Here is a 25,019-nt window from a genome sequence, read left to right as displayed (position 1 = left end):
TATAGTTTTTTTAGAATCATATTTTCTAGGATTTTATATGAAATAAAAATGTATCGAAAAGGCTTAAAATTAACCTCTTTGATACAAATTTATTATTTCTTTAAAAATTTACTAGATATGACAATTCGTATTTCGTTTTATTTTCTATTCAAAACTTTTGCCGCTTCTTTAGCAAAATAAGTAATAATAATATCGGCTCCTGCTCTTTTCATTGACAGTAAGCTTTCCATCATCACTTTTTCGCCATCAATCCAACCTTTTTCGGCTGCTGCTTTTACCATTGAATATTCTCCACTTACATTATAACATGCAATTGGTCGGTCAAAATTATTTTTTAAATCTCTAATGATATCTAAATAAGATAACGCTGGTTTTACCATTAAAATATCTGCTCCTTCTTGATCATCAAAAGTTGCTTCACGCATTCCTTCATCTCTATTCGCAGCATCCATTTGATACGTTCTTCTATCACCAAAAGAAGGTGCTGAATCTACCGCTTCTCTAAAAGGCCCGTAAAATGCTGATGCATATTTTACAGAATACCCCATAATTGGCAAGTTTGCAAAGCCAGTATTATCAAGAGATTCTCTCATCATGGCAATTGTTCCGTCCATCATTCCTGAAGGCGCAACCATATCTGCTCCTGCTCTTGCGTGCGAAACAGTTTGTTTTGCTATATTTACTAAAGTTGCATCATTATCAACATCGTTATTATGAATAACGCCACAATGACCGTGCGATGTATATTCGCAAAAACAAACATCAGTAATTACATATAAATCAGGATAATTCTTTTTGATAAAACGGATTGCTTGTTGCATAATTCCGTTATCATTCCATGTTTCAGTTCCTTGGTCATCCTTTTTAGCAGGAATTCCGAACAATAAAACAGCAGGAATATTTAATTCAACAACCTCATCCAATTCTTTAGAAATTCTATCCAAAGAAAAACGTTTGATACCAGGCATAGAACTTATTTCTGTTTCAATATTTTCACCTTCTTCAATAAATAAAGGATATACAAAATCATCAACAGATACTTTTGTTTCTCTAACTAATCTTCTAATTCCTTCGGTTTTTCTAAGTCTTCTTGTACGAAACATAACAATATATTTTGATAAAATTAAGCGCAGTAAACATTTCTAAAAAACCTTAACTGCACTTAATTTTACTTTTTTATTCTTTTATAAAATGTGCATTTACCAATTCAACAACACTTTCTACGGTTGGTAATTTAGCAACTTGTACATTTTCGAAATATTTACGAGCTTCTTTTGCAGTACTTTCACCAATACAGAAGGCTATTTTATCTGCCGTATTTTCTTGCATATAACTTTCAACGGTTGATGGGCTATAAAATAACACACCGTTTACAGCATCGTCAACTTTAGATGAACTAAGTGTCGTTTTATACGCCTCTACTTCGTTTACCGTAATTCCGTTTTCTTTTAACGTATTTGGTAAGGTATCTAAACGTAAATCACTACAAAAATAAGTTGCAGATTGTCCTTTTATTTCAGTTGCTAAATAAGCAGCTAATTTTGAAGCATTTCTTTCAGATTTTACTACTTTTCCGATTCTTTGCTCAATTAATTTTTTGGTTCTACGCCCAACGCAATAAATATTTTTGAAATTTAATTCATCCGAAGTAAATGAATTTGCAATTGCTTCTACCCCATTTTGACTGGTGATAATTACATTTTCAATTTCATCTTTAACTACTTTAGGAGCGATTCTATTAAAACGAATTTTAATAAAATCACTATCTTGAACATCAATAGATGAATCAACTAATTCTTTTTGAATTTCAGATAATTTTTTAGTAGAATAAATAGCGAAGTCTTTGTTTTCAACAACATCATCTTCCATTAATTCTTTACCACCTCTATTAATTACATAATCAGCACAATCTTTCGCTAAAAAACGATGACGCCCAACTTTAGCATTTTTAGTTACTGATATTTTCTTTTTACCATCTTTACTTAATAATAAACCTTTAAAGTTTATTTCTTCCGTTTTAGGGTCAACATAAGCTATAGCACCTATTGGAGCTGTACAACCGCCTTCTAACAAGTTTAAAAACTCACGTTCAATACCTACACAAAGTTGTGTTTCATAATGATTTAATTGCTCACAAGCATCTTTAGAAAATTCATCATTACTTGAAACAGTAATCATAATAGCACCTTGTGCTGGTGCAGGAATCATCCAAGATAAGTTAATTGCTCCTTCTGGACGCTTTCCTAAACGCTCTAATCCTGCGGCAGCAAAAATAGCGCCATCCCATTGGTTATCTTCTAATTTTTGTAAACGTGTGTTTACATTTCCTCTTAAACCAACTACTTCATGCGTAGGGTAACGATTTAACCACTGTGCTCTTCTACGTAAACTACCCGTTGCAATAACAGCATTTGGTTGCCCAAAAAACTCTTCGTTATCTTTTAATAGTAAAATATCGTTGTAATTTGCACGTTTTAAAACAGCTGCCTGAATAATTCCTTCAGGTAAAACTGTTGGAACATCTTTTAATGAATGCACGGCAATATCAATATCACCAGCTAACATAGCAAGGTCTAAATTTTTAGTAAAAACACCTGTAATTCCTAATTCGTGTAACGGTGTATCTAAATCAAGATCCCCTGTTGATTTTATTGGAACTATTTCACATTCGTACCCTAATTCTTCTAATTCTTTACGAACTTTGTTTGCTTGCCACATAGCCAATTGGCTATCTCGTGTACCTATTTTAATTGTCTTCTGCATGGATAGTTTCTAAATTTGCCCCAAACACTTTTGCCATTACTTCTATACTATTACTGACAGAAGTTTCTTCGGTTTTTAAGTGTTTCACAAATTGTGTGGTTATTTTTTGAATAAATCTTGATGTAATTACTTCTGCTTGCGATTCGTCAAAATCTTTTATTTTTTTCTTATGAAAAGCGATTTCATCTTGTTGAATAGTTTTTAACGATTCTTTTAACGCCGTAATTGCGGGTGTAAATTTACGATGATTTAACCACTCTTTGAACTCATTTTTATAGATTTCTATAATTTTTTCTGCTGCAGGCACTTCTTGCTGACGAATAGCCAATGTTTCATCTGTTATTTTTGATAATTCATCAACGTTTATTAGCGTAACATTTGGTAAATCGGCAACTTCTTTCGATACGTTTGCAGGCATTGATAAATCTAAAATTAAAAGCGGGTTTTTTGTTAAAACATGCTCTCTTTTAATGGTTGCCTGAGCCGCACCTGTTGATACGATTAGCACATCGGTATTTGCGATTTCTTTGTTTAAGTTTTCGAATTTCGCATTTTGAATAGCCGGATGCTCTTTTACAAATTCAATGGCTTTTTCTTCGGTTCTATTAACTAAACGTACTGATTTATTTTGTGTATATTCTGCTAAATTTTTACAGGTATGTTTTCCCATTTTACCCAAGCCAAAAACCAACATGTTTTTAGCGTTATAACTCGGTAAATTTTTAATAAGATACTGAACTGCCGCATAAGAAACCGATGTAGTCCCTGAACTTAGTTTTGTTTCGTTTTTTACACGCTTACTAGCCTGCATTACGTGGTTTAATAAACGCTCAAAATACGCATTTACCGTTCCTATTTCTTTTGCTAATTTAAAAGCCTGACGTAACTGCCCAACAATTTCATAATCGCCTAGTATTTGGCTATCTAAACCTGTTCCCATTCTAAAGAGGTGGCGAATTGCTTCGTTATTCTTATAAACGTTTGATACTTCCGCAAATTCTTCAATTGCTCCGTTAGAATATTTACACAATAGGCTTATTAACTGAAAAGGATGCACTGCAAAACCTGTGATTTCGGTTCTGTTACAGGTTGACAACACAAAAATGCCATCAATCCCGCTTTGTTTTGCATCTTCTAAAAGTGCTACTTGGTTTTCTTTCGAAATACTAAATTTACCTCGAATAGTTGCATCAGCTTTTTTATAGCTAACACCTATATTGTATAAATTCTTGTTATGTTTATCTGTTGCCATTCAGTCTTCTTCAGTAAGGAGTGACAAAAATATAAAGATTAAATAAAAAAAAATGTCGCTCAAAGAACTTTTAATGTCGCTTGCTGTTTTTTAGTATAAAAACATCTCTAAAACACTTATAAAGTGTATTTTTGCAGTGAAATCAGCTATGGAAGCTAGTTCAATTTAGAGTCATTCTAAATAGATTGTTTTTAATTATATTTTAGACTATGTCAAAAAACATCGCAGAAAGTACGTTTAGAGAAATCATCCTAGAAAAAGGTTTTTTTGTTTTAAAATTTCAAAATAACACCAACGAAACTGAATTTTACAAAAGAGATATTGACAACTCCTATATACAGTTACATTACTGTGTTAAAGGGAATTGTAAATTTCATTTTAACAATACCAGCTACACATTTAACGTGTTAGACAAGCATGTTATCTTTTTATATAACCCACAGCAAAACCTTCCAATAAACTTAGAGATTTTACCGAAAACATCTTTGGTGTCTCTTTTAATTTCTATTGAAAAATTTCATGCTTTATTTTCAAAAGAAGCCAGTTATATTCCTTTTTTAAGCGATGATAATAAGCATAAAAAATATTATGACGATACTCAAATTAGCCCAAATGCCTTAATGGTTTTACAGCAAATTTTAACGGCAAAAAACCATAGTTCGATGAAAGATCTTTACATAAAAGGGAAAACATACGAATTATTAAGCCTTCATTTTGATACTGGCGAAAATACCGAAAATGAATACTGTCCTTTTTTAGTAGATGATCGAGAAATTCAAAAAATAAGACATGCAAAAGATATTATTATTGCTAAAATGAGTGAGCCGCCTACCCTACAAGAACTTGCTACCGAAGTGGGGTTAAATTTAAAAAAATTAAAAGAAGGCTTTAAACAAATATATGGCGACACGGTTTACAGTTTTCTTTTTGATTACAAAATGGAGCACGCGCGCAAACTTTTAGAAAGCAATCAATTTAACGTAAACGAAGTTGGTTTACAACTTGGTTACAGTACTTCTAGCCATTTTATAGCCGCTTTTAAAAAGAAATTTGGCACCACTCCAAAACAATATGTAATTTCTTTACAAGCCAATAAAAAGTAAAAAAGATGAAACAACTTACGCATTACGACATAGAAAACAAGCAACAAACATTTCCAATAACCATTGTTTGCGATGCCATACGAACTCCTGAAAACATCGGTATGTGTTTTCGTATTGCCGAGAGTTTTGGGGTTCAAAAAATATTTTTACACCAAAGTTCTCCTTCTATTCAAAATAGAAACGTAAAACGCACCGCTAGAAATACTATTGCGCAAATTGAACATGAAATTTATGATGATTTCAACCAAGTTATTAAGCGATTAAAAGCCGAAGGAAATACCATTATAGGTATTGAAGTTGCCGATAAAAGCGTAGCGCTTCAAAATTTCGATTTTACATCCGAAGAAAAAATAGTACTACTTTTAGGAAGTGAAAGAAACGGTATTGAAAATATTAATAGTGTTGATGCCACTGTTGCTATACCAATGTACGGACGCAACTCTTCAATGAATGTAATTCATAGTTTAAGCATTGCTTTATACGAAACAACAAATCAATTAAAAAAAGTTTTATAAATAGTGTGATTTAATCTTTTAATAAAAAAAAATCACTATAATAATGACCAAATAAATAAAAAGATGAAAGGAGCTTTATTAGTCAACTTAGGATCACCTGAAAGCACAGATCCAAAGGATGTAAAAAAATATTTAGGAGAGTTTTTAATGGACGAACGCGTAATTGATGTTCCGTATTGGTTTCGTTCATTTTTAGTAAAAGGAATTATTTTAAACACCCGCCCGAAACAATCAGCAGCGGCTTATAAAAAAATTTGGTGGAAAGACGGTTCTCCTTTAATTGTTTTATCAGAAAGATTACAAAAAAAGGTGCAAGAAAAAACTGAATATCCTGTTGCTTTGGCAATGCGATACGGTACAATGACCATTAAAAAAGGATTGCAAGAATTACATGATAAAGGTGTTACCGAAGTATTATTAATTCCTTTATATCCTCAATTTGCGATGGCAACAACTGAAACTATTGTGGTGTTAGCTGAAGAAATTAGAAAGGAGTTTTTCCCAGAGATGAAAATTACCGATGTTCCTGCTTTTTATAAAAAACCGGAATACATCAGCGCTTTATCGAACAGTATTAAAGAGTATTTAGCCGATAAAGAATACGACCATATCTTATTTTCTTACCATGGAGTTCCTGAGCGTCATATTCGCAAATCTGACATTACAAAAAGCCATTGTAAAATAGACGGAAGCTGTTGTAATACACCATCAAAAGCGCATGAATTTTGTTACCGTCATCAATGTTTTGAAACTACAAAAAATGTAATATCAGCATTAGATTTAGATGAAAATATGGTTTCTACTTCTTTTCAATCTCGTTTAGGAGTTGATCCTTGGTTACAACCTTATACTGATAGAACTATTGTAAAAAAAGCCGAAAAAGATGGTATTAAAAAACTAGCAATTGTAACACCTGCTTTTGTTTCTGATTGTTTAGAAACTTTAGAAGAAATTGCCATGGAAGGAAAAGAAGAGTTTTTAGAATCCGGTGGTGAAGAATTCCATACAGTGCCTTGTATTAACGACAATAAGCAATGGGTCAGTGTTTTAGCTGACTGGATTAATAACTTAAAATAAGTGCGTTATTCTAATTTTATTATCTATATTCGCTCTAAATTAGATATAAAAAACAATGAAAAATTTAAAAAAAATTGCTGCAGGACTTGCTATTGCTGTGGTATCTGTAGGAAGTATTAGTGCTCAAAAGAAAGTTGGTACTTTCGGAGGTTTAACTCAAAAAAATCTTGGGTTTAAAAAAATAAGACTTCCATACACCGATGTTATTTCTTACAAAGGTTTTGTAAAATCAGGTAATGAAGATGAAGTTAAAGATGGAAAAAAATTCTATTATTTATATGTTTGGGTTCCTGCTGTTGCTCCTGAATTAGGTGTAAGAATGGTTTCTCCTATAGGAAAAAATAAACCGAAAAATGCCATTGTATCTGCTGATTTTGAAGCAAACAAAAAATCTAAAGATTATTTTGACACCTATATTACTTTAGAGCGTTCAGATATTTTTACAAAAGGTTCTATTACCGAAAGTAAAGTTAAAAACGCAAATTGGCATACACTTGCTAAAAATGATGATAGTAGCGAAATGCCTAAATTACCTAGTGGATCTAGATATAATTCATTATTAAGGTATAAAAGTGAAATAGGAAATCCTTTAAAAGCCATTACTACTGGTTTGTACAGAATTGGATTTACGACCTATAAAAAAGGAGAAGTAAAAGGTACATTTTTAGCTCAAATTGCAGCACCTATAAAATTACCAGGAGTTGTTGTTGCTAAATCTATTGCTGAATTAAAAAAGCAAATGTAATTAATTACATTAAAATCATTAAATTTGAGGTCTTAAAACAATATTGTTTTAAGACCTCATTTTTTTTATTATGGATTTTTTATATATAAAAGCACTACATATTATTTTTGTAGTTACTTGGTTTGCGGGTTTATTTTATGTTGGGCGCTTATTTATTTATCATGTAGAAGCCGAAAAAAAAGAAGAACCTGCCAAAACAATTTTACAAACGCAGTACAAATTAATGACCAAGCGTTTGTGGTATATTATTACCTGGCCATCGTTATTTTTAGCGAGTTTTTTTGCTATTTGGATGCTTATCGAAAATCCTATTTATTTAGAATTGCCTTGGATGCACGTTAAATTAGCCTTTGTTTTAGCCTTATATTTTTACCACGGATTTTGTCATAAAATATATAAAGAATTACAGCGAGATGAAATAAATTACAGCCCTACAAAACTAAGAATATTTAACGAAGCACCAACTATAATTTTGTTTGCCGTCGTTTTTTTAGTGGTTTTAAAAAACACGATTAGTTGGGTTTGGGGAGTTGCAGGAATTATTCTTTTTGGTGTATTATTAATGCTTGGAATTCAGTTTTACAAAAAATTAAGAGCTAAAAAATCTTGGGACAAACAAGATAGTGAATTGCTTAAAAAACAGGATAAATAATCCGTTAATTTTTATTTTGACATCAAAAAAAATTAAAAACACCTTAAAAAACAATCTTAAAACAACAGTATGAAAAAAATATTTTTAGTATTTATTAGCCTTATTTTACTTAGTTCATGTGCTTCTAAAAGTGATGAAATACCAACCCCTGAAGAACTAATAGAAACCAAAGATCCTCTTGTTGGTATTTGGAAATTAACCCACAAAAACACCACAGTTATAACTGATGCTTGCCAAAAAAAAGACAGCTATACCTTTGTTAATAATGGTTATTATATTTTTAATGATTATAATAATACCAATAATTTATGCGCTAAGGATGAAAAATCATCTTATAAAGGCTATTGGAAAAATAACAAAAACAATACTTATAACTTTAAAAAACACGGATATACAGGTAATGGTGCCGATTTAAACATTACTTTCTCTGAAGATAAACAAGAATTTACCTTTCCTAGTAATGGTTTAACTTACAAAAGACAGTAATTCATAAAAAATCCGAAATTTTAAAAATTTCGGATTTTTTTATACACTTTTTATATCACTTCTCTTTTATCACACTTTTATTGACTGCTCAAAAGGAATACGGTTTACAATAGACCTACCTAAGGTAATTTGGTCGGCATATTCTAACTCATCGCCTACCGAAATTCCTCGGGCAATGGTAGAGGTTGTTATATTGCAATCTTCTATTTGCTTGTAAATATAAAAATTCGTGGTGTCGCCTTCCATCGTTGCACTCAAGGCAAAAATCAATTCTTTTATTTCGCCTTTTTTAACCTTAGTTACCAAAGATGCTATTTCTAAATTTTGAGGACCAATTCCTTCAATAGGCGAAATTTTACCGCCCAAAACATGATACATCCCTCTAAATTGTGCCGTGTTTTCAATAGCCATTACATCTCGAAGGTCTTCAACAACACATACAGTACTGGCGTTTCTATTCGGGTTATTGCAAATTTCACATACAACGGTATCTGAAATATTATGACATTTTTTACAGGCTTTTACATCGTTTCGTAACTGCGTTAAAGCACTTGTTAAATAAGTGGTGTTTTCAGTAGGTTGTTTTAATAAATGTAAGACCAAACGAAGCGCCGTTCGCTTGCCTATTCCTGGCAATCGACTTACCTCATCGACTGCTTTTTCTAGTAATTTTGAAGAAAAATCCATGCCGCAAATTTACAATTTTTCAAATAGCATCGCTAAAATATATCAGTTTAAAAAAGTATCTTTGTTGCTTACATTTAAACAAACAATTTACAATGAATTCAGAAATAAGAAACTTAGAGCCTAAAGCTGTTTGGAAGAATTTTGCCGACTTAAATGCCGTACCTCGTCCATCTAAAAAAGAAGAAAAAGTTATCCAATTTATGGTTGATTTTGGTAAAAACTTGCAATTAGAAACGATGGTCGATAAGGTTGGAAACGTAATTATTCGCAAGCCAGCTTCTTTAGGAATGGAAAACCGTAAAGCCATTGTACTTCAAAGTCATTTAGACATGGTACATCAAAAAAATGCTGACACTGTTTTCGATTTTGATACAGAAGGAATTAAAATGTTTGTTGATGGTGATTGGGTAAGAGCTAAGGGAACTACTTTGGGTGCCGATAACGGCTTAGGAGTTGCCTCAATTATGGCTATTTTAGAATCTTCAGAAATTGCACATCCTGCTATTGAAGCTTTGTTTACTATTGATGAAGAAACTGGTATGACTGGTGCAATGGGCTTAGAAGGTGGTATTTTAAAAGGAGAAATCTTATTAAATTTAGATACCGAAGATGATGACGAAATTAGCATGGGTTGTGCAGGTGGTGTCGATGTTACCGCTACAAGAACTTATACTCAAGAAGCTACTCCCGAAAATACAACTGCTTTTAAAATTTCTATTACAGGTTTAAAAGGAGGTCATTCAGGAATGGATATTATTAAAGGTTTGGGAAATGCCAATAAAATAATGAATCGTTTATTATTTGATGGTTTTACAAACTTTGGTTTACGTGTTGCCCATATAAACGGAGGAAGTTTACGTAATGCTATTCCTCGTGAAAGTTTTTCAACAGTTGTTGTTGATACTGTATCAAAAGAACCTTTCTTATTTGAAACTCAACAATTAATAAATACGATTAAAGCAGAATTTGCTTTATTAGAAGTTAATTTATCAATTGAATTAGAACAAGTTGAAACTCCTAAACACGTAATGGATTTAGGTATTCAAGAAGGATTTATAAAATCAATGTACACGGCTTTAAATGGTGTATATCGTATGAGCCCAGATATTGAAGGATTAGTAGAAACCTCTAACAATATCGCTCGTGTTACTGTAAAAGACGGAAAAATAAGAATCGCTTGTTTAACTCGTTCTTCTTCAGAAAGTAATAAATGGGATTTAGCAAACGCAATGCGTTCGGCTTTTGAATTAGCAGGTTTTGATGTTGAATTTTCAGGTTCGTATCCTGGATGGTTGCCTAATTTAAATTCTGAAATATTAAAAGTTGTTGAAAAATTATATGTAGAATTACATAACGAGCAACCTAATGTAGCTGCTTGTCATGCAGGTTTAGAATGTGGACTTTTAGGGCAAAATTACCCTGATATGGACATGGTTTCTTTCGGACCAAATATTAGAGGACCACACTCACCTGACGAATGTGCTCAAATTTCATCAACACAAAAATATTGGAAATTTTTATTAGAAATTTTAAAAAATATCCCTAGTAAAAACTAAACAGTAAATAACATCTTAAAAACCACAACCTAACTGTTGTGGTTTTTTTGTTTACATTTACGCTATGAATTTGTTATCACACTTATATTTATCAGGAAATGACACGCAATTAATGATTGGAAATTTTATTGCCGATCATATTAAAGGCAACAAAATAACTCATTTTAACCCACAAATTCAAAAAGGTATTCTTTTACACCGCCAAATTGATACCTATACCGATGCACATAAAATTGTTCGAAAAAGTAAAAGACGTTTACACGAACGCTACAGACATTACGACGGCGTAATTATTGACATTTTTTTCGATCATTTTTTAGCTAAAAACTGGGCTATTTATTCAGAAATCCCTTTAGATATTTACGTAAATTCTGTGTATCAATTATTAGAAGAAAACAAACAGATTCTTCCTGAAAAAACACAAAAATTATTGCCAAATATGATACAGTATAATTGGTTGTATAATTATCAATTTACCAACGGAATTCAAGAAGTATTAAACGGCATTAATAAACGTACACAAGGAAAATCTCAAATGAATCTGGCTTCGGAAGATTTAGAAAACCATTACCGCTTATTTGAAGAAGATTTTACGCTCTTTTTTGAAGATTTACGCTCTTTTTGCAGCGTAAAAATTACTGAAATTAAAGAAGAAGAAAAATAAATACAAAACCAAATACGAGAATCTATTTTTATATATTAAATGACCCTATCTGAAACTCATAAAGTGCCGTTACTAGAAAACCCCATTCGATTGCAAGAATACGGTGTTGGAATTTTTAAAACCATTCCAACAAAATCGGGTATTAAAAAAGCGCTTAAAAAAAACTTGATTTTTGTTGATAAAAAAATTGCCACTTCCGCCCTATTTATCACTGGAAATGAAAAAATAGAATTGTATAAAATTGGCGAAGACACTACTTTTAAACACTTTGATTTTCCGTTAGAAATTCTTTTTGAAGATGCTTATTTAGCTGTTATTTATAAACCTGCTGGTATTTTAGTTAGTGGAAATTCGTTTGCAACTATTGATAATGCACTCTTGCAAAATATCAAAAAAAGCCATTTAGAAGATGCTGTTCGCCCTCGACCTGTACATCGATTAGATTATCCAACAAGTGGACTTTTATTGGTTGGAAAAACAAGTTCGAGTATTATCGCTTTAAATAAATTATTTGAGGATAAAAAAATTCAAAAAACATATCATGCAATAACTATCGGGGAAATAGAAAATAACGGAATTATTGATTTTCCTATTGATGATAAAAAAGCTGAAACATCTTATAAACTGATAAAAACAGTTATTTCTGAACGATTCAAAATGTTAAATCTTGTTGAATTAACACCAAAAACAGGGCGTAAACATCAGTTAAGAAAACATTTATTAGCTATAAACAGCCCTATTTTAGGCGATAAAGAACATTTTTTAGACGGCTTTGTTTTAAACGGAAAAGGATTGTATTTACACGCCTCTAGCCTACAATTTGAGCATCCTTTTACAAAAAAAGAGCTGTTTATTACAAAAGAGCTTCCTAAGAAATTTAAAAAAATTATATCTTTGCCAACATGCGAATAGACATTATTACCCTAGCACCCGATTTATTAAAAAGCCCGTTTGAACATTCAATGATGAAACGCGCTATTGACAAAGGTTTAGCCGAAATTCATTTTCATAATTTACGTGATTATGGGCTTGGCTCTTACAAAAAACTAGACGACACCCAATTTGGTGGTGGCGCAGGAATGGTTTTAATGATTGAGCCTATTGATGCTTGTATTTCTAAATTACAAGCTGAAAGAACATATGACGAAATTATTTATATGACCCCTGATGCGAAAACATTGAATCAATCAATAGCAAATACGCTTTCTTTAAAAGAAAATATCATTATTTTAACAGGGCATTATAAAGGAGTAGACCAACGTGTGCGTGATAAATTTATTACCAAAGAGGTTTCTATTGGCGATTACGTTTTAACAGGCGGAGAATTAGCAGCTGCTATTTTATGCGATGCTGTTGTGCGTTTAATCCCTGGAGTTTTAGGCGATGAACAATCTGCTTTAACAGATTCTTTTCAAGATAATTTATTATCGCCACCCGTTTACACAAGACCCGCAGAATATGACGGAATGAAAGTTCCTGAAATATTATTGTCAGGTAATTTCCCTAAAATTGACAAGTGGCGAGAAGAAAAAGCCTACGAACACACCAAAAATATAAGGCCCGATTTATTAGATGAATAATCGTTTTATACTTTAGCTACCTATTTTATTTGAAACTATTGGCTATATGTATTAAAAAAATAATCGATTAAATAAACTGATAATCAACAGTGTAAATCAATAAATATTATTTAAAAATAAGTTCGTATTTTATAATATTTTGATTAATTTTGCAGCAATAAATTAACCTCTGACGATAATCGTGTATGTTGTTTTATAAAACAAAAATAAATATTATTACGATGGATTTAGTAAAGTTTGTTCAAGACGAATTTGTAACCAGAAACGAATTACCTCAATTTGCAGCAGGAGACACTATTACTGTGTACTACGAAATTAAAGAAGGAAGTAAAACTCGTACTCAGTTTTTTAGAGGAGTAGTTATTCAAAAAAGAGGAGTTGGAGCTTCTGAAACTTTTACAATCAGAAAAATGTCTGGTACTGTAGGTGTTGAGCGTATCTTCCCTATTAACTTACCTGCTATTCAAAAAATTGAAGTAAATAAACAAGGTAAAGTACGTAGAGCACGTATCTTTTACTTTAGAGACCTTACTGGTAAGAAAGCAAGAATTAAAGAAAGAAGAAGTTAAGATTAACATCTTTATTCAATTTATAAAAAAGCATTGTGATTATTCACAATGCTTTTTTTTGATTTATAAACACGTAAAAAAAGACGCGATAAATCGGCGGATATACCCATATTTTGCGGATTTAATTTTATCATATCAATAATAAAACACCCTAACTATTAACAGTTTTGCATCAAAAAAATCATTTCTAATTCTTAAATTTGCAATACTTCAATAAATTTAATAATAACTGTGCGTGTTTTAACAACACCGCGTTAAAAAACTGATATATGAGCAAAATAGCAAAAATTATGTACACGAAAACGGATGAAGCTCCTGCGTTAGCTACTCGTTCGTTTTTACCTATTGTAAAAGCTTTTACAAAATCATCTGATATAGCAATAGAAACCAAAGATATTTCTCTTGCAGCACGTATTCTTGCTAATTTTTCAGATTTCTTAACTAAAGAACAACAAGTTGAAGATGCCTTGGCTTTTTTAGGTGAATTGGCTAAAAAACCAGAAGCAAATATTATTAAACTACCAAATATTTCTGCTTCTGTACCTCAACTAAAAGCGGCAATTAAAGAATTACAATCATTAGGGTATGCTTTACCTGATTTTCCTGAGGAAGCAAATACGGCGGACGAAAAAGCTATTTTAGCACGTTATAATAAAGTAAAAGGATCGGCTGTAAACCCAGTTTTACGTGAAGGAAATTCTGACCGTAGAGCTCCGAAAGCAGTGAAAAATTACGCAAGGAAAAACCCGCATTCAATGGGTGCTTGGGCTTCAACTTCTGAAACTCATGTTGCTACAATGAATGATGGTGATTTTGCACATACCGAAAAATCTGTTACTCTAAAAGATGCTACCGATGTAAAAATTGTACATACAAGCGCAAACGGAACAGCAACTACCTTAAAGGAAAAAGTATCGTTATTAGATGGCGAAATTATTGATGGTTCAGTAATGAGTAAAAAAGCATTATTGGCTTTTTTATCTGAAGAATTAGCCGATACTAAAGAAAAAGGATTATTATTTTCTTTACACATGAAAGCAACGATGATGAAGGTTTCTGACCCAATTATTTTTGGGCATGCCGTTCGTGTTTTCTTTAAAGATTTATTCGCAAAACATAGCGCTACTTTTGAAGAAATTGGTGTTGATGTAAATAACGGATTCGGAAACTTACTTAGTAATTTAGAAGAAGTATCTGCCGATAAAAAAGCAGCAATTTTAGCTGATATTGAAGCTATTTATGCAAATAATGCAGATGTAGCAATGGTTAATTCTGATAAAGGAATTACCAATTTACACGTTCCTTCGGATGTAATTATTGATGCTTCAATGCCTGCAATGATTCGTACTTCGGGGCAAATGTGGAATAAAGAAGGAAAACTTCAAGATACCAAAGCAGTAATTCCTGATAGTTCATATGCTGGTTTATATCAAGAAACTATCGATTTCTGTAAAAAGAATGGCGCTTTTGACCCTACAACAATGGGAACTGTTCCTAATGTTGGTTTAATGGCGCAAAAGGCAGAAGAATATGGTTCGCACGATAAAACTTTTGAAATTTCTGAAAACGGAACTGTTAATGTAATTGATTCAAACGGAACTGTTTTAATATCCCACGAAGTGGAACAAGGCGATATCTGGAGAATGTGTCAAACAAAAGATGCGCCTGTTCAAGATTGGGTAAAATTAGCCGTTACTCGTGCTAGAGCTTCAAAAATGCCTGCTATTTTCTGGTTAGGAAAAGAAAGAGCGCATGATGCTGAAGTTATCAAAAAAGTAGAAAAATATTTACAAAACCACGATACTGCTGGTTTAGATATTCAAATTTTATCGCAAGTTGAAGCGACTAAATATACTTTAGAAAGAGTAAAAGACGGAAAAGATACGATTTCTGTTACAGGAAATGTATTACGTGATTATTTAACCGATTTATTCCCGATTTTAGAATTAGGAACTTCTGCAAAAATGTTATCTATTGTTCCGTTAATGAATGGTGGTGGTTTGTTTGAAACTGGTGCTGGTGGTTCTGCCCCTAAACATGTTGATCAATTAGTAAACGAAAATCATTTACGTTGGGATTCATTAGGAGAATTTTTAGCCTTAGCGGTTTCTTTAGAACACTTAGGAACTAGCAACAATAATAGTAAAGCGAACGTTTTAGCTGAAACTTTAGACCAGGCTACTGATAAATTATTAGATAACAAAAAAGGACCTTCTAGAAAAACTGGTGAGTTAGATAATAGAGGTTCTCATTTTTATATCGCAATGTATTGGGCAGAGGCTTTAGCAGCTCAAAATAAAGAAGCAGCATTAAAAGCACAGTTTGCTCCTATTGCTGAAAAGTTAGCCGCAAATGAAGCGGTAATTGTAAATGAATTAAATAAAATTCAAGGAGAAGCTGTTAACATTGGTGGGTATTACCAACCAAATGATGCTTTAACTGATGTTGTTATGAAACCTAGTGAGGCTTTAAATAGTATTTTAAACGCTATTTAAGAATCGTTTTCACAAGTTTTTACATAGTTTAAACATAAAAAAAAGCAGATGAATATTCATCTGCTTTTTTAATTTATTGACTACACAAATTAGAATAAAAATATATCTATCTATTGATATAAACCCATCCTTTTTGTGTTTTAGATACTCCGTGAATTACATAGTTTAAAATGTAAAAATACGTACCTGCAGGTAATTTATCTTTCGAATTTACTACAAACCTACCAGTAGATTCTCCTGTCCAATCATTTTTGTAATTCTCTGTATTGTAAACAAGATTACCCCAACGGTTAAAAATCTCTAAACTATTACTATCGTATTTTGTTAAGTTTTTAAAGACTAATGTTTCGTTTTTTGTATCGCCATTTGGTGATATTAAAAGGTTTATGTTGTTTGAATCAGCAAAGCCCGATGCTAGGGTTATAATTTGATATTTATCAGGAATAAAACTGCTTGAGGTTACCGTTCCTTCGGTTAAATTTCCTGTTATTTCTGTTGCACCAAGGTCTTCCCATTGGTCATTGTCGTTACTCCAACCTACAACTCTTAGTTTTTCAAGGCTGTTTTTTGAAAGTGTAGCTATATCGCTACGGTCATTCCAAGTTAAGGTAACGCTTGTTTTTGATCCACCGTTTAAATCCCAAAATTCTGTTGTACTAACATTATCAATAAAGACTTGTTTTTGGTCTGTTAAAAAAGATTGACCAAATTGACCAAATGTAGAAGCAGTATTAGGATTTTCATAAAAATAAGCACCTAAAAAAGTGTTTTGCTTGTTTTGAATAGGTAATATCATTGGGCGCAGATTATCGCCATCTCCAATGGGAAATCTAAATTCATCAGTTCCTGTATCTCTTAGCATTACATAACCGTTAATGTGCTTATCGTCATCTTCACCTACATGAAAACGATGTTTATTAAATTCTAAAGAAATAGCTAGATTGCTTTTATCTGTAATAACATCACCATACATAAAACTTAAATCGTTGGTAAGGGCTAATGAGGTTTCTAAGACCAAATTATTTGTAACAGCGATATCAAGATTATAAAAAGTCGCTTTTTTAGCTCCTGAAACTGTTAGTGTTTCAGTCTCACTATAAAAACCCGCTGTTCCTTTACTGTTTCTAAAATCGCCATCATTAATTAAATTGGTATGAAAAGCAATATTTGCATCATCATGTAACTGAATAGTCCCCATGTTTTTAAATGCCGTTTGGGCAAAGGTTACTGTAGTGGATAAAATGATAAAAAGTAAGTTTTTCATACTATTAATATATGTGAAAATTAATTTATTTGCTGCCAATCAGTTCCGTCAGATTGTAACTGAACTGTACTTTGCTTTGGTATAGAATTAGCCGTATTAGTTGTTCTTGTTATATAACGAATATTCAAGTTTACCCCTCGATACCAATTTGTTTTTATAATATAAATACGCCCTGTAACACTACTCGCAGCAGGTAAGTTTATGATTCGGGTATTTGACTCATCTTTAGCAATAAAAGTATAATGGTCTTCGGTTAAAGTAAAATCAGTATAAGATTTAATAATAGATTTTGAAATAGAACCAGCTACTTGAAAGGTAGAGTTTGCCTTTTTAAAAGAAGCGTCATTAGCATTGCTATCTAAATTATCCGCAATAACTACTTCTTGTGGATTTAAATTAATACCAAACCTTGTTTTCGCATTTCGTGTAGCATCACTACCTTGAACACGAAATAATTCTCTATGAAATTTAGCACCTCTATAATCATATCTTTTAAAAATCATTGGTTCATCGCCATCATCACCAACTATAAACTCTAAACGACCTTGATTATTAGGTCCTGCAGAACCTATTTCGAAAAAATCTGTTTTTCCAGCACTTCCTTTCAGTCTAAAACTTCCGTTTGCTGTAGTAAAAAACATGGGTTTATAAAACGTAGTACCACTTGCCTGAAATTGTAAAGCCGAAACGCCATTAGCACCTCTAACATGCACTACAGATTGATCAACATCAGTATAATCTGGGTATGATTGAGTTAAGCCTAATGTTTGCCTACGACCAAATTCTAACATCGGAATGTTATTTGAGCGCATTTGCATTTTTTTATCATCGGTAGTTCCTAAAAAGTTAACTGTTGTTGTTCCTGAGTTTCCTGTGGTTAACCAATTATTTAATGCAGGGTTATCAATCCAATTAGTACCTGTTGCTGTTGATGTTAAAATTTGCCCTGCTGTACCAACATCACCCGTTGTATCAGCAAAAGTACCTCTTACCGATAAATTTTTAGGAATACTAATATTTTGTGCAGCATCTATTGATAAAGCATTTACTCCATCTGTTGAAAAGCCTAATTGATTGGCAGCGATACGGTACATTCCTGTATTCGAATCACTAGAAAACCTATAAGAAGGTTCCCCTACTGCTCCGTTAGAATTATTTAAACCACTCATTCTTATTGTGCCTCCAATAGAAAGTTTATTTGTTCCATTTGGTGTAAGCCCTATTCGTAACTGATTATTTGTATTATCCCAAAATAAATGATCATTATTTTCTGTTGGTTTTCCATCTGCTCCTGCAAAAAATAAAGAACCCGTAGTTCCTGTGTATGCAGCAGAATTATCAACCCATTTAGTCTTTTTATTTGTAGCTGTACCTGTTGATGATAAAATTTGCCCATCTCCACCAAAGCTTCCCGTACTATCTTTGTAACCTTTCTCTACAGTAATATTTTCTACAAAACGTGCGTGGTCAACTACGTTAATTCCACTAGCAGCTCTTAAATCTAAATAACCTGTAGATTGTAGTGCTATATAATTGGTATCATCTATATAAAAATTAGCTAAATCTCTAAAATGCAAATCTTTTCCATTTCCATTTACCTCTCTATTAGAAGTTAAAATTCCATTTTCGGTATACATATTATCAACAGACCCCCTATTACCTAAAGCAGTAGCATCTACCCAATTAGTTCCTGTTCCTGTTGATGATAAAACTTGCCCTGTTGTACCAACATTACCCGTTGTATCAGCAAAAGTACCTGTTAATGATAAGTTTTTAGGAATACTAATATTCTGTGTATTATCTATTAATAAAGCATTTACTCCACCCGTTGTAAAACCTAATTGATCGGCAGCAATACGGTACATTCCTGTATTATTATCATTTGAAAATTTAAATGCAGGATCTCCTACGGTACCATTAGAACTCCTAAAACGGGTAGCTCTTGCTGTTCCATTTACAGTTAATTTATTAGTGTCTGTAGTGTTAAAAGGAGTTCCTACATAAAGCTTAAGAGCTGTGTTATCCCAGGTTAATTGTATGTTGTTTTCTGTTGGCTTCCCATCTGTTCCTGCAAAAAATATAGAACCTGGTGTTCCTGTGTGTCCGGCATTATCAACCCATTTTGTAGTTGTTCCTGTTGATGATAAAACTTGCCCTGCTGTACCTGCATTGTCACTAGCGTCTATAAACTGTTTTTTTACTTGAAAACTTTCATCAGCAATGGTATTACTACGTAAATTAACACCATCAGTTGCTTGTAAATTAATAGATCTAGTGGCATCAAAAGTTATAAATTCAGTATTGGAAACCATAAAACCTTTAAAATAACCAATATCAAATCTATTCGTATTACTCCCCGATATGGTTCTATCAGAAGTAATAGTTCCATTTGTAGTATAAATATTATTGGCAGCAGCGGTAATATCAGAAAGTTTTTTCCATTGATTAGCAACTATAGGCTCATCGGCATCGTAAATTTTTATTTCATTATTTACGGTATCAAACCAAACATCGCCTTCTATTGAATTACTAGGCTCAATTGATGTTGCAGTAGCAGTTACCTTGTTTTTGATATTATCAACCCATTTTGTAGTTGTTCCTGTTGATGATAAAACTTGCCCATTTGCACCTGCATTGTTACTAGCGTCTATAAATTGTTTTTTTACTTGAAAATTTTCATCTACAGTAAGATTTTTAGCAATACTCGTGTTGTTATCTAATAGTATCTTTCCAAAGGATGTAATTGTTACATCACCTGCACTAGAACCAATTTTTGTTTTGCCTGAACTAAGTATTTCAGTTACATCAGTATGTACGGTAAAGTTTCCAATATCGTTAAAAGAAAGGTCGTATTTTCCGCCAAGACCTGTGCTTCCTGTTAAAACCCTATGAGAAGTTAAGGCTCCATTTGCATTGTAAAAATTTGTAGTAAGGTTATTGGTATCTGATAATTTTTTCCAAATAGCACCATCATAAATTTTAATTTCGCTATCAACATCATTAAACCAAACATCGCCCTCTACGGGATTTAAAGGTGGGGTTGATGTTGTCGTTGTAGTCACGTTATTTTTAAATACCGTGTTTATAGTTCCTTTATTATCAACAACTTTAAATTCTTGTGCATTTGTATTTAAAGAGGTTAAAATAAAAGTAATAATTAAGGTAAATAAACGCTGTTTATAGTTTCTCATTTGTTTAACAATTAGCAATAAAAGTAACACTATTTTTATCAAATAGCCTTATATCAATTTTTTGCGTAAAGATAATTGAAATATATTTGAGAATAAAACATTCTAAAATATATTAATTCATTTGTTGCTAAGCATTTTCAACTATAAAACACTACTATTTAAAGGTTTTTTAACTGATTTTTTACAGGTATTCCACTTATTACTAAATAGTATTACCAAATTATTTTCGCCAAGCAATTTCTATTAAAGTTTCAGGATGACTAACATTAGTACCATTACAATATGCTTGTATAAAATCACCTTCGTTAACATCAATATTAAGAGTATTATTATGGTTTCCTTGCTGATTCGTTATTGTTAATGATGCTATTGCTGTTGTACCATCATTTTTACGAATTTCTAAGGTCCAGGTTTGGTTTATGTCTGTTTGGGCACTTATTGCTGTAATAGTAGCATTTCTAATCATTCGCCAACCATTTCTATTAGACTGTGCACCATTAAATTGCCTTAAATATTCATTACCAGTATTAGCATTATTTACACCCCAGCCAACCATAGTACGATCAACACTAAGCCATTTCGCTCTTGTGCCGTCATAGATATATAAAATACCATTTGTGCTATCAACAAACATCTGTCCGCCACTTGTTCCTGTAGGCGTAGTGGTGTTTGGTTGAATTTTAAAAGGAACATCGGTGCTTTTTACGTGTAATTTCGCATCAATAGTTGTTCCTGAAAAATCGCCAATACCAACATTATCGTTTTTATATATTTCAGTGTCGTTTTTATCCGCAGTTAAATTATCATCTAAAGCAAGCCAAGTGCTTACTGCTGTATTATCAACCCAATTAGTAACTGCTCCTGTTGATGATAAAACTTGCCCTGTTGTACCGGTATTATTAGTGGCATCTTTAAAAGCTCCCTTTAAATAAAAGTCATTATCAGCTGTGATATTACCTCTTAATGAAATATTAGCGCTTGTAAGTGCAAGAGATATTGGGCTATTTATCTGGAAATAAGCAGTAGAATTCAATTGCACATCAAAAACGTCATAAATATGAAATGAACCTAAACCATAAAACCGTAAACTTTTTCCATTTCCATTTACATCCCTATCGGTAGTAATAGTTCCATTTTCTGTATAAATATTTTGATTAGAAAATTGTTTCCAAACAGGTGTAGGTAAAGCATCATAAATATTAATAACATCATTTGGCGAATTTGTATCAATCCAAATATCTCCTTCTAAAGGATTTAAAGGAGCAGTTGTAGCCGAAGTAACTGTGTTATTATTTACCGTATTTATAGTTCCTTTATTATCAACAACTTTAAATTGTTGTGCATTTATTTTTAAAGAGATAAAAAAAAGGCTAAAAACAAAAAGTAATTTATAATTTATCATACGGTATAAATTTATTTTATATTTTATTATAATCATTACTAATTTATAAGCTATTTATAGAAGAGTAAGTATATCTTAAAATTTAAACCCTTGTAGTAGAAGGTGGTTTTGGGGCTAAAAACAGAAAAAGTAATTGTAATATCTTAAAAATAACCGTTAAACATTGGTTTTAATTATAAAACCAATGCCTAAGGTTAAAAATATATTGTTGCTTTTAAGCAGTAATATTATCTAGTAAATTGAATTTCAATAATATCATCTTTATATAAAGGTAAATCAGTATTGTTTATTACAACTGTACCAGCAACAGCAGCAGTAAAATCAGTATTAAAACGTAATTTTACACCATTTCTGTAAACGAATAATTTACCTGAGTTTAATGGAGTAATAATAGGTAAGTTAGCTACAGTTATAGAATGATCTGTACCAGCAGTAACACTAGCAGCAATAGTATCTTCTGCTCTAATAGCTACTACAAACTTAGAAAGGTCGTCAGCTAATATTTTTTTAACTTCTCCAGAAATTTCATCTCTTACAAGAATAGAGAAACCAGCACCGTCATAAGTTGCTGCAAGCTTGTTTTTGGGATCAGCTAAATCAGTTATATCGATCTTTTGAATTCCTTCAACAGCAAAAGTATTAGTTGCAGTTGTTTTAATAGCAGTAGCAGAAATTAATTCACCACCTAATTGGAAAGTTGTAACAGTTTCGTTACCTGCATTTGTAGAAGTAACAGTAGTAATACCATTAGCACCTTGTATGTACTTAATTGTACCTTTGTTGTCTACAGATTTCACAACTTTAGTTGCATCTAAATTTTTGTCTAAAAGTGCATCAGTAGTAGTTGTTACCTGTGCGCTAACAGTTCCGATAGTTAACATTCCTACAGCAACCATTGCTAATTTGAACGAGTTTGTTTTTTTCATCATTTTTGGTTTTAATTGGGGTTCTTTATTTAATAAATTTGTACTATTCTTATTTGATCGCCTGTATAACATTTTGCATCAGGCTCTAATGTAATACCAGTTTTAGCAGCGTTTACCGTAAAACCTACACGAACACCGTTTCTATAAACGTTTATTTTATCTTCGGTTTTTAAAGTTACTAAAAACTCTACTTGATTTAGTGTCGCAGCTGTTAATACCGTTTCCTCTTGCTTAATTCCTGTACTTGTGCTTGTTTGTGTAACCCAAGCTGTTCCGTTATGGGCATAAATTGTTCCTGTTGCGGTATCTACATAAATATCACCAGCAACTGAATTTGGAGCTGTTATATTAGTAGGTACTCCAGTTCCTTTCTTCGGATTTTCATTTAATAAAACCCAAGATGTACCATTATAAATATTCGTTTGATTGGTTGTTGTGTTAATCCAAAAATCTCCTTTATTTGGATTTGCAGGAGCAGCAGGTTGCTTTGTAATTTCAACAGTACTCGTTGTATTCGTTGTCGGATTTAATAAAACCCAAGTTGAAGTTGTAGCGTCCCAAATTTTTGTTTCGTTATTTGTAACCCAAAAATCTCCATTATTAGGATTTGTAGGAGCAGTAGGATCTGTTGTAATATTTACAGAACTTCCTGTATTCGTTGTCGAGTTTAATAAAACCCAAGATGAAGTTGTAGCGTCCCAAATTTTTGTTTCGTTATTTGTAACCCAAAAATCTCCATTATTAGGATTTGTAGGAGCAGTAGGATCTGTTGTAATCTTTACAGAACTTCCTGTATTCGTTGTCGAGTTTAATAAAACCCAATTCGTACCGTCAAAAAGACTTGTTTGATTGGTTGTTGTGTTAATCCAGAAATCTCCTAAATTATTATTTAATGTAGGAGCAGTAGGAGCTGGTGTTACTTTTATAGAACTCGTCGCTAAATTACATAAACTAACCCATGCAGCACCGTTATACATAAAAACACATTTATCAGTCGTATTATAAACCAACGCACCTTGTAAAGGACGTTTATTAGGATCGGGATTTAAAAGCAAGCTTTGCATTACCGCATTATCCATACGAGTTAAAACGAAAACCTTATCAGTGCTTTCTAGCTCTAAAATAGAAGTCGGGTTGATATCACTAGGATTATCGCCAATTTTTACCTGCGCAAAAAGAGTGATATTCGTTAGTAAAACAAGTATTAAAGAAATTTTTAATCTCATACTTTTGTGTTAATTTTTTACAATATTAATCTTTATTTAAATAAAATGAAACAAATTTCTTGTATATTTTTTTTTCAATATAAACACGTTAAGTGTTTATATATAAAAGAAATAACAATAATCATGCCTGTTTTTTCACATAAAAAGAAGCTATTCATCTTTGTTGAAAAAATTATATACAAGCAGGCACATCTTTGTTAACTTAACGTTAAAACACTCTAAGGTAAAAAGATAAAAAATTTTATGACTCATAGCACCTGTTTAAATTTTAGCTAAAAAAAGTTTTGTAACAGAAAAATAAGAAACAGTATCACTCAAAAAAAATTAATTCAATTTAGTATCTTTATTTGCTAAAATAGTATCAACTCGAGTGATTTTAATGACTGAAAGGAATTAAAATAGTATCGAGAATTTGAATTGTTTTTTGTTGATACTAAAAAAGTTCTCGATACATTTTTTGAAGGAAAAAACACTCGAACTGACAGTTATTTTGATAATTCTTGTTAATTCGAGTGATTTTAATGACTAAAAGAAATTAAAATTGTATCGAGAATTTGAATTGTTTTCTGTTGATGATAAAAAAGTTCTCGATATATTTTTTTGAAGGAAAAAAACACTCGAACTGACAGTTATTTTGATAATTCTTGTCAATTCGAGTGATTTTAATGACTGAAAGAAATTAAAATTGTATCGAGAATTTGAATTGTTTTCTTTTGATACTAAAAAAGTTCTCGATACATTTTTTTGAAGGAAAAAAACACTCGAACTGACAGTTATTTTGATAACCCTTGTCAATTCGAGTGATTTTAATGACTGAAAGAAATTAAAATAGTATCGAGAATTTGAATTGTTTTTTGTTGATACTA

The 25,019-nt window shown here is 31.8% G+C and carries 21 protein-coding genes; 12 read left to right on the top strand and 9 right to left on the bottom strand.

Going from position 1 to position 25,019, the window contains the following annotated elements; all coding sequences use genetic code 11:
* Positions 1–137: 137 nt before the first annotated feature.
* The 3 genes from hemB to hemA form a co-directional block, all read right to left on the bottom strand.
* A complete protein-coding gene (gene hemB, locus DPIF8902391_RS01570; protein WP_058884753.1) occupies positions 138–1,103 on the bottom strand; it encodes a porphobilinogen synthase in 966 nt (321 codons plus the stop codon).
* A gap of 73 nt (positions 1,104–1,176) precedes the next feature.
* Positions 1,177–2,763, bottom strand: coding sequence for a hydroxymethylbilane synthase (gene hemC / locus DPIF8902391_RS01565; protein WP_172504844.1), 1,587 nt, complete (start codon positions 2,761–2,763; stop codon positions 1,177–1,179).
* A complete protein-coding gene (gene hemA / locus DPIF8902391_RS01560) occupies positions 2,747–4,015 on the bottom strand; it encodes a glutamyl-tRNA reductase (protein WP_172504843.1) in 1,269 nt (422 codons plus the stop codon). Before hemA ends, hemC begins: the two co-directional genes overlap by 17 nt.
* 209 nt (positions 4,016–4,224) lie before the next feature.
* Between hemA and DPIF8902391_RS01555 the strand changes: the two genes are divergently transcribed.
* The 6 genes from DPIF8902391_RS01555 (at position 4,225) to DPIF8902391_RS01530 (ending at position 8,593) form a co-directional block, all read left to right on the top strand.
* Positions 4,225–5,118, top strand: coding sequence for a helix-turn-helix transcriptional regulator (locus tag DPIF8902391_RS01555; RefSeq protein ID WP_172504842.1), 894 nt, complete (start codon positions 4,225–4,227; stop codon positions 5,116–5,118).
* 5 nt (positions 5,119–5,123) lie between these two features.
* Complete coding sequence (locus DPIF8902391_RS01550) at positions 5,124–5,633, top strand: TrmH family RNA methyltransferase (protein WP_172504841.1); 510 nt, start codon at positions 5,124–5,126, stop codon at positions 5,631–5,633.
* Positions 5,634–5,696: 63 nt separating this feature from the next.
* Positions 5,697–6,710, top strand: a complete 1,014-nt coding sequence (gene hemH / locus DPIF8902391_RS01545) for a ferrochelatase (RefSeq protein WP_172504840.1) — start codon at positions 5,697–5,699, stop codon at positions 6,708–6,710.
* Between the two features lie 55 nt (positions 6,711–6,765).
* Positions 6,766–7,455 carry a Lipl32 family lipoprotein gene (locus tag DPIF8902391_RS01540; RefSeq protein WP_172504839.1) on the top strand — a complete coding sequence of 230 codons (690 nt, stop codon included), beginning with the start codon at positions 6,766–6,768 and terminating at the stop codon, positions 7,453–7,455.
* Positions 7,456–7,525: 70 nt separating this feature from the next.
* Positions 7,526–8,107 carry a CopD family protein gene (locus DPIF8902391_RS01535; RefSeq protein ID WP_101915468.1) on the top strand — a complete coding sequence of 194 codons (582 nt, stop codon included), beginning with the start codon at positions 7,526–7,528 and terminating at the stop codon, positions 8,105–8,107.
* 69 nt (positions 8,108–8,176) lie between these two features.
* A complete protein-coding gene (locus DPIF8902391_RS01530; RefSeq protein ID WP_172504838.1) occupies positions 8,177–8,593 on the top strand; it encodes a putative periplasmic lipoprotein in 417 nt (138 codons plus the stop codon).
* Between the two features lie 69 nt (positions 8,594–8,662).
* Here DPIF8902391_RS01530 and recR read toward each other — a convergent pair whose 3' ends face one another.
* A complete protein-coding gene (gene recR / locus DPIF8902391_RS01525) occupies positions 8,663–9,280 on the bottom strand; it encodes a recombination mediator RecR (protein WP_058884745.1) in 618 nt (205 codons plus the stop codon).
* Positions 9,281–9,372: 92 nt separating this feature from the next.
* Between recR and DPIF8902391_RS01520 the strand changes: the two genes are divergently transcribed.
* The 6 genes from DPIF8902391_RS01520 (at position 9,373) to DPIF8902391_RS01495 (ending at position 16,144) form a co-directional block, all read left to right on the top strand.
* Complete coding sequence (locus DPIF8902391_RS01520; protein ID WP_058884744.1) at positions 9,373–10,836, top strand: aminoacyl-histidine dipeptidase; 1,464 nt, start codon at positions 9,373–9,375, stop codon at positions 10,834–10,836.
* A gap of 64 nt (positions 10,837–10,900) precedes the next feature.
* On the top strand, positions 10,901–11,500 hold the full coding sequence (locus DPIF8902391_RS01515) for an acyl carrier protein phosphodiesterase (protein WP_172504837.1): 600 nt from the start codon (positions 10,901–10,903) through the stop codon (positions 11,498–11,500).
* 39 nt (positions 11,501–11,539) lie between these two features.
* Positions 11,540–12,412, top strand: a complete 873-nt coding sequence (locus tag DPIF8902391_RS01510; protein ID WP_172504836.1) for an RluA family pseudouridine synthase — start codon at positions 11,540–11,542, stop codon at positions 12,410–12,412.
* Positions 12,403–13,080: a tRNA (guanosine(37)-N1)-methyltransferase TrmD gene (gene trmD, locus DPIF8902391_RS01505; RefSeq protein WP_058884741.1), complete on the top strand. Its 678-nt coding sequence runs from the start codon at positions 12,403–12,405 to the stop codon at positions 13,078–13,080. The genes DPIF8902391_RS01510 and trmD overlap by 10 nt, the downstream gene beginning before the upstream one ends.
* A gap of 221 nt (positions 13,081–13,301) precedes the next feature.
* On the top strand, positions 13,302–13,649 hold the full coding sequence (gene rplS / locus DPIF8902391_RS01500; RefSeq protein WP_058886240.1) for a 50S ribosomal protein L19: 348 nt from the start codon (positions 13,302–13,304) through the stop codon (positions 13,647–13,649).
* Between the two features lie 269 nt (positions 13,650–13,918).
* Positions 13,919–16,144, top strand: a complete 2,226-nt coding sequence (locus tag DPIF8902391_RS01495) for an NADP-dependent isocitrate dehydrogenase (RefSeq protein WP_172504835.1) — start codon at positions 13,919–13,921, stop codon at positions 16,142–16,144.
* A 106-nt stretch (positions 16,145–16,250) separates the two neighbouring features.
* Here DPIF8902391_RS01495 and DPIF8902391_RS01490 read toward each other — a convergent pair whose 3' ends face one another.
* From DPIF8902391_RS01490 to DPIF8902391_RS01470, 5 genes are all read right to left on the bottom strand, one after another.
* Positions 16,251–17,408 carry a gliding motility-associated C-terminal domain-containing protein gene (locus DPIF8902391_RS01490; RefSeq protein WP_172504834.1) on the bottom strand — a complete coding sequence of 386 codons (1,158 nt, stop codon included), beginning with the start codon at positions 17,406–17,408 and terminating at the stop codon, positions 16,251–16,253.
* 20 nt (positions 17,409–17,428) lie between these two features.
* Positions 17,429–20,599 carry a hypothetical protein gene (locus DPIF8902391_RS01485; protein WP_172504833.1) on the bottom strand — a complete coding sequence of 1,057 codons (3,171 nt, stop codon included), beginning with the start codon at positions 20,597–20,599 and terminating at the stop codon, positions 17,429–17,431.
* A gap of 220 nt (positions 20,600–20,819) precedes the next feature.
* Positions 20,820–22,001, bottom strand: coding sequence for a hypothetical protein (locus DPIF8902391_RS01480; protein WP_172504832.1), 1,182 nt, complete (start codon positions 21,999–22,001; stop codon positions 20,820–20,822).
* A gap of 227 nt (positions 22,002–22,228) precedes the next feature.
* Positions 22,229–22,927: a hypothetical protein gene (locus tag DPIF8902391_RS01475; RefSeq protein ID WP_172504831.1), complete on the bottom strand. Its 699-nt coding sequence runs from the start codon at positions 22,925–22,927 to the stop codon at positions 22,229–22,231.
* Positions 22,928–22,956: 29 nt separating this feature from the next.
* Complete coding sequence (locus DPIF8902391_RS01470; protein ID WP_172504830.1) at positions 22,957–24,153, bottom strand: hypothetical protein; 1,197 nt, start codon at positions 24,151–24,153, stop codon at positions 22,957–22,959.
* Positions 24,154–25,019: the final 866 nt, after the last annotated feature.

The organism is Tenacibaculum finnmarkense genomovar ulcerans, assembly GCF_900239495.1.
Taxonomy (GTDB): domain Bacteria; phylum Bacteroidota; class Bacteroidia; order Flavobacteriales; family Flavobacteriaceae; genus Polaribacter; species Polaribacter ulcerans.
The sequence above is the reverse complement of the archived record's forward strand: the minus strand, read 5'-3'. Positions and strand labels throughout refer to the sequence as shown.

Bases quoted from the DNA above. Each gene is read 5' to 3' on its own strand.
- hemB (WP_058884753.1), bottom strand. From the start codon at position 1,103: ATGTTTCGTACAAGAAGACTTAGAAAAACCGAAGGAATTAGAAGATTA.
- hemC (WP_172504844.1), bottom strand. From the start codon at position 2,763: ATGCAGAAGACAATTAAAATAGGTACACGAGATAGCCAATTGGCTATG.
- hemA (WP_172504843.1), bottom strand. From the start codon at position 4,015: ATGGCAACAGATAAACATAACAAGAATTTATACAATATAGGTGTTAGC.
- DPIF8902391_RS01555 (WP_172504842.1), top strand. From the start codon at position 4,225: ATGTCAAAAAACATCGCAGAAAGTACGTTTAGAGAAATCATCCTAGAA.
- DPIF8902391_RS01550 (WP_172504841.1), top strand. From the start codon at position 5,124: ATGAAACAACTTACGCATTACGACATAGAAAACAAGCAACAAACATTT.
- hemH (WP_172504840.1), top strand. From the start codon at position 5,697: ATGAAAGGAGCTTTATTAGTCAACTTAGGATCACCTGAAAGCACAGAT.
- DPIF8902391_RS01540 (WP_172504839.1), top strand. From the start codon at position 6,766: ATGAAAAATTTAAAAAAAATTGCTGCAGGACTTGCTATTGCTGTGGTA.
- DPIF8902391_RS01535 (WP_101915468.1), top strand. From the start codon at position 7,526: ATGGATTTTTTATATATAAAAGCACTACATATTATTTTTGTAGTTACT.
- DPIF8902391_RS01530 (WP_172504838.1), top strand. From the start codon at position 8,177: ATGAAAAAAATATTTTTAGTATTTATTAGCCTTATTTTACTTAGTTCA.
- recR (WP_058884745.1), bottom strand. From the start codon at position 9,280: ATGGATTTTTCTTCAAAATTACTAGAAAAAGCAGTCGATGAGGTAAGT.
- DPIF8902391_RS01520 (WP_058884744.1), top strand. From the start codon at position 9,373: ATGAATTCAGAAATAAGAAACTTAGAGCCTAAAGCTGTTTGGAAGAAT.
- DPIF8902391_RS01515 (WP_172504837.1), top strand. From the start codon at position 10,901: ATGAATTTGTTATCACACTTATATTTATCAGGAAATGACACGCAATTA.
- DPIF8902391_RS01510 (WP_172504836.1), top strand. From the start codon at position 11,540: ATGACCCTATCTGAAACTCATAAAGTGCCGTTACTAGAAAACCCCATT.
- trmD (WP_058884741.1), top strand. From the start codon at position 12,403: ATGCGAATAGACATTATTACCCTAGCACCCGATTTATTAAAAAGCCCG.
- rplS (WP_058886240.1), top strand. From the start codon at position 13,302: ATGGATTTAGTAAAGTTTGTTCAAGACGAATTTGTAACCAGAAACGAA.
- DPIF8902391_RS01495 (WP_172504835.1), top strand. From the start codon at position 13,919: ATGAGCAAAATAGCAAAAATTATGTACACGAAAACGGATGAAGCTCCT.
- DPIF8902391_RS01490 (WP_172504834.1), bottom strand. From the start codon at position 17,408: ATGAAAAACTTACTTTTTATCATTTTATCCACTACAGTAACCTTTGCC.
- DPIF8902391_RS01485 (WP_172504833.1), bottom strand. From the start codon at position 20,599: ATGAGAAACTATAAACAGCGTTTATTTACCTTAATTATTACTTTTATT.
- DPIF8902391_RS01480 (WP_172504832.1), bottom strand. From the start codon at position 22,001: ATGATAAATTATAAATTACTTTTTGTTTTTAGCCTTTTTTTTATCTCT.
- DPIF8902391_RS01475 (WP_172504831.1), bottom strand. From the start codon at position 22,927: ATGAAAAAAACAAACTCGTTCAAATTAGCAATGGTTGCTGTAGGAATG.
- DPIF8902391_RS01470 (WP_172504830.1), bottom strand. From the start codon at position 24,153: ATGAGATTAAAAATTTCTTTAATACTTGTTTTACTAACGAATATCACT.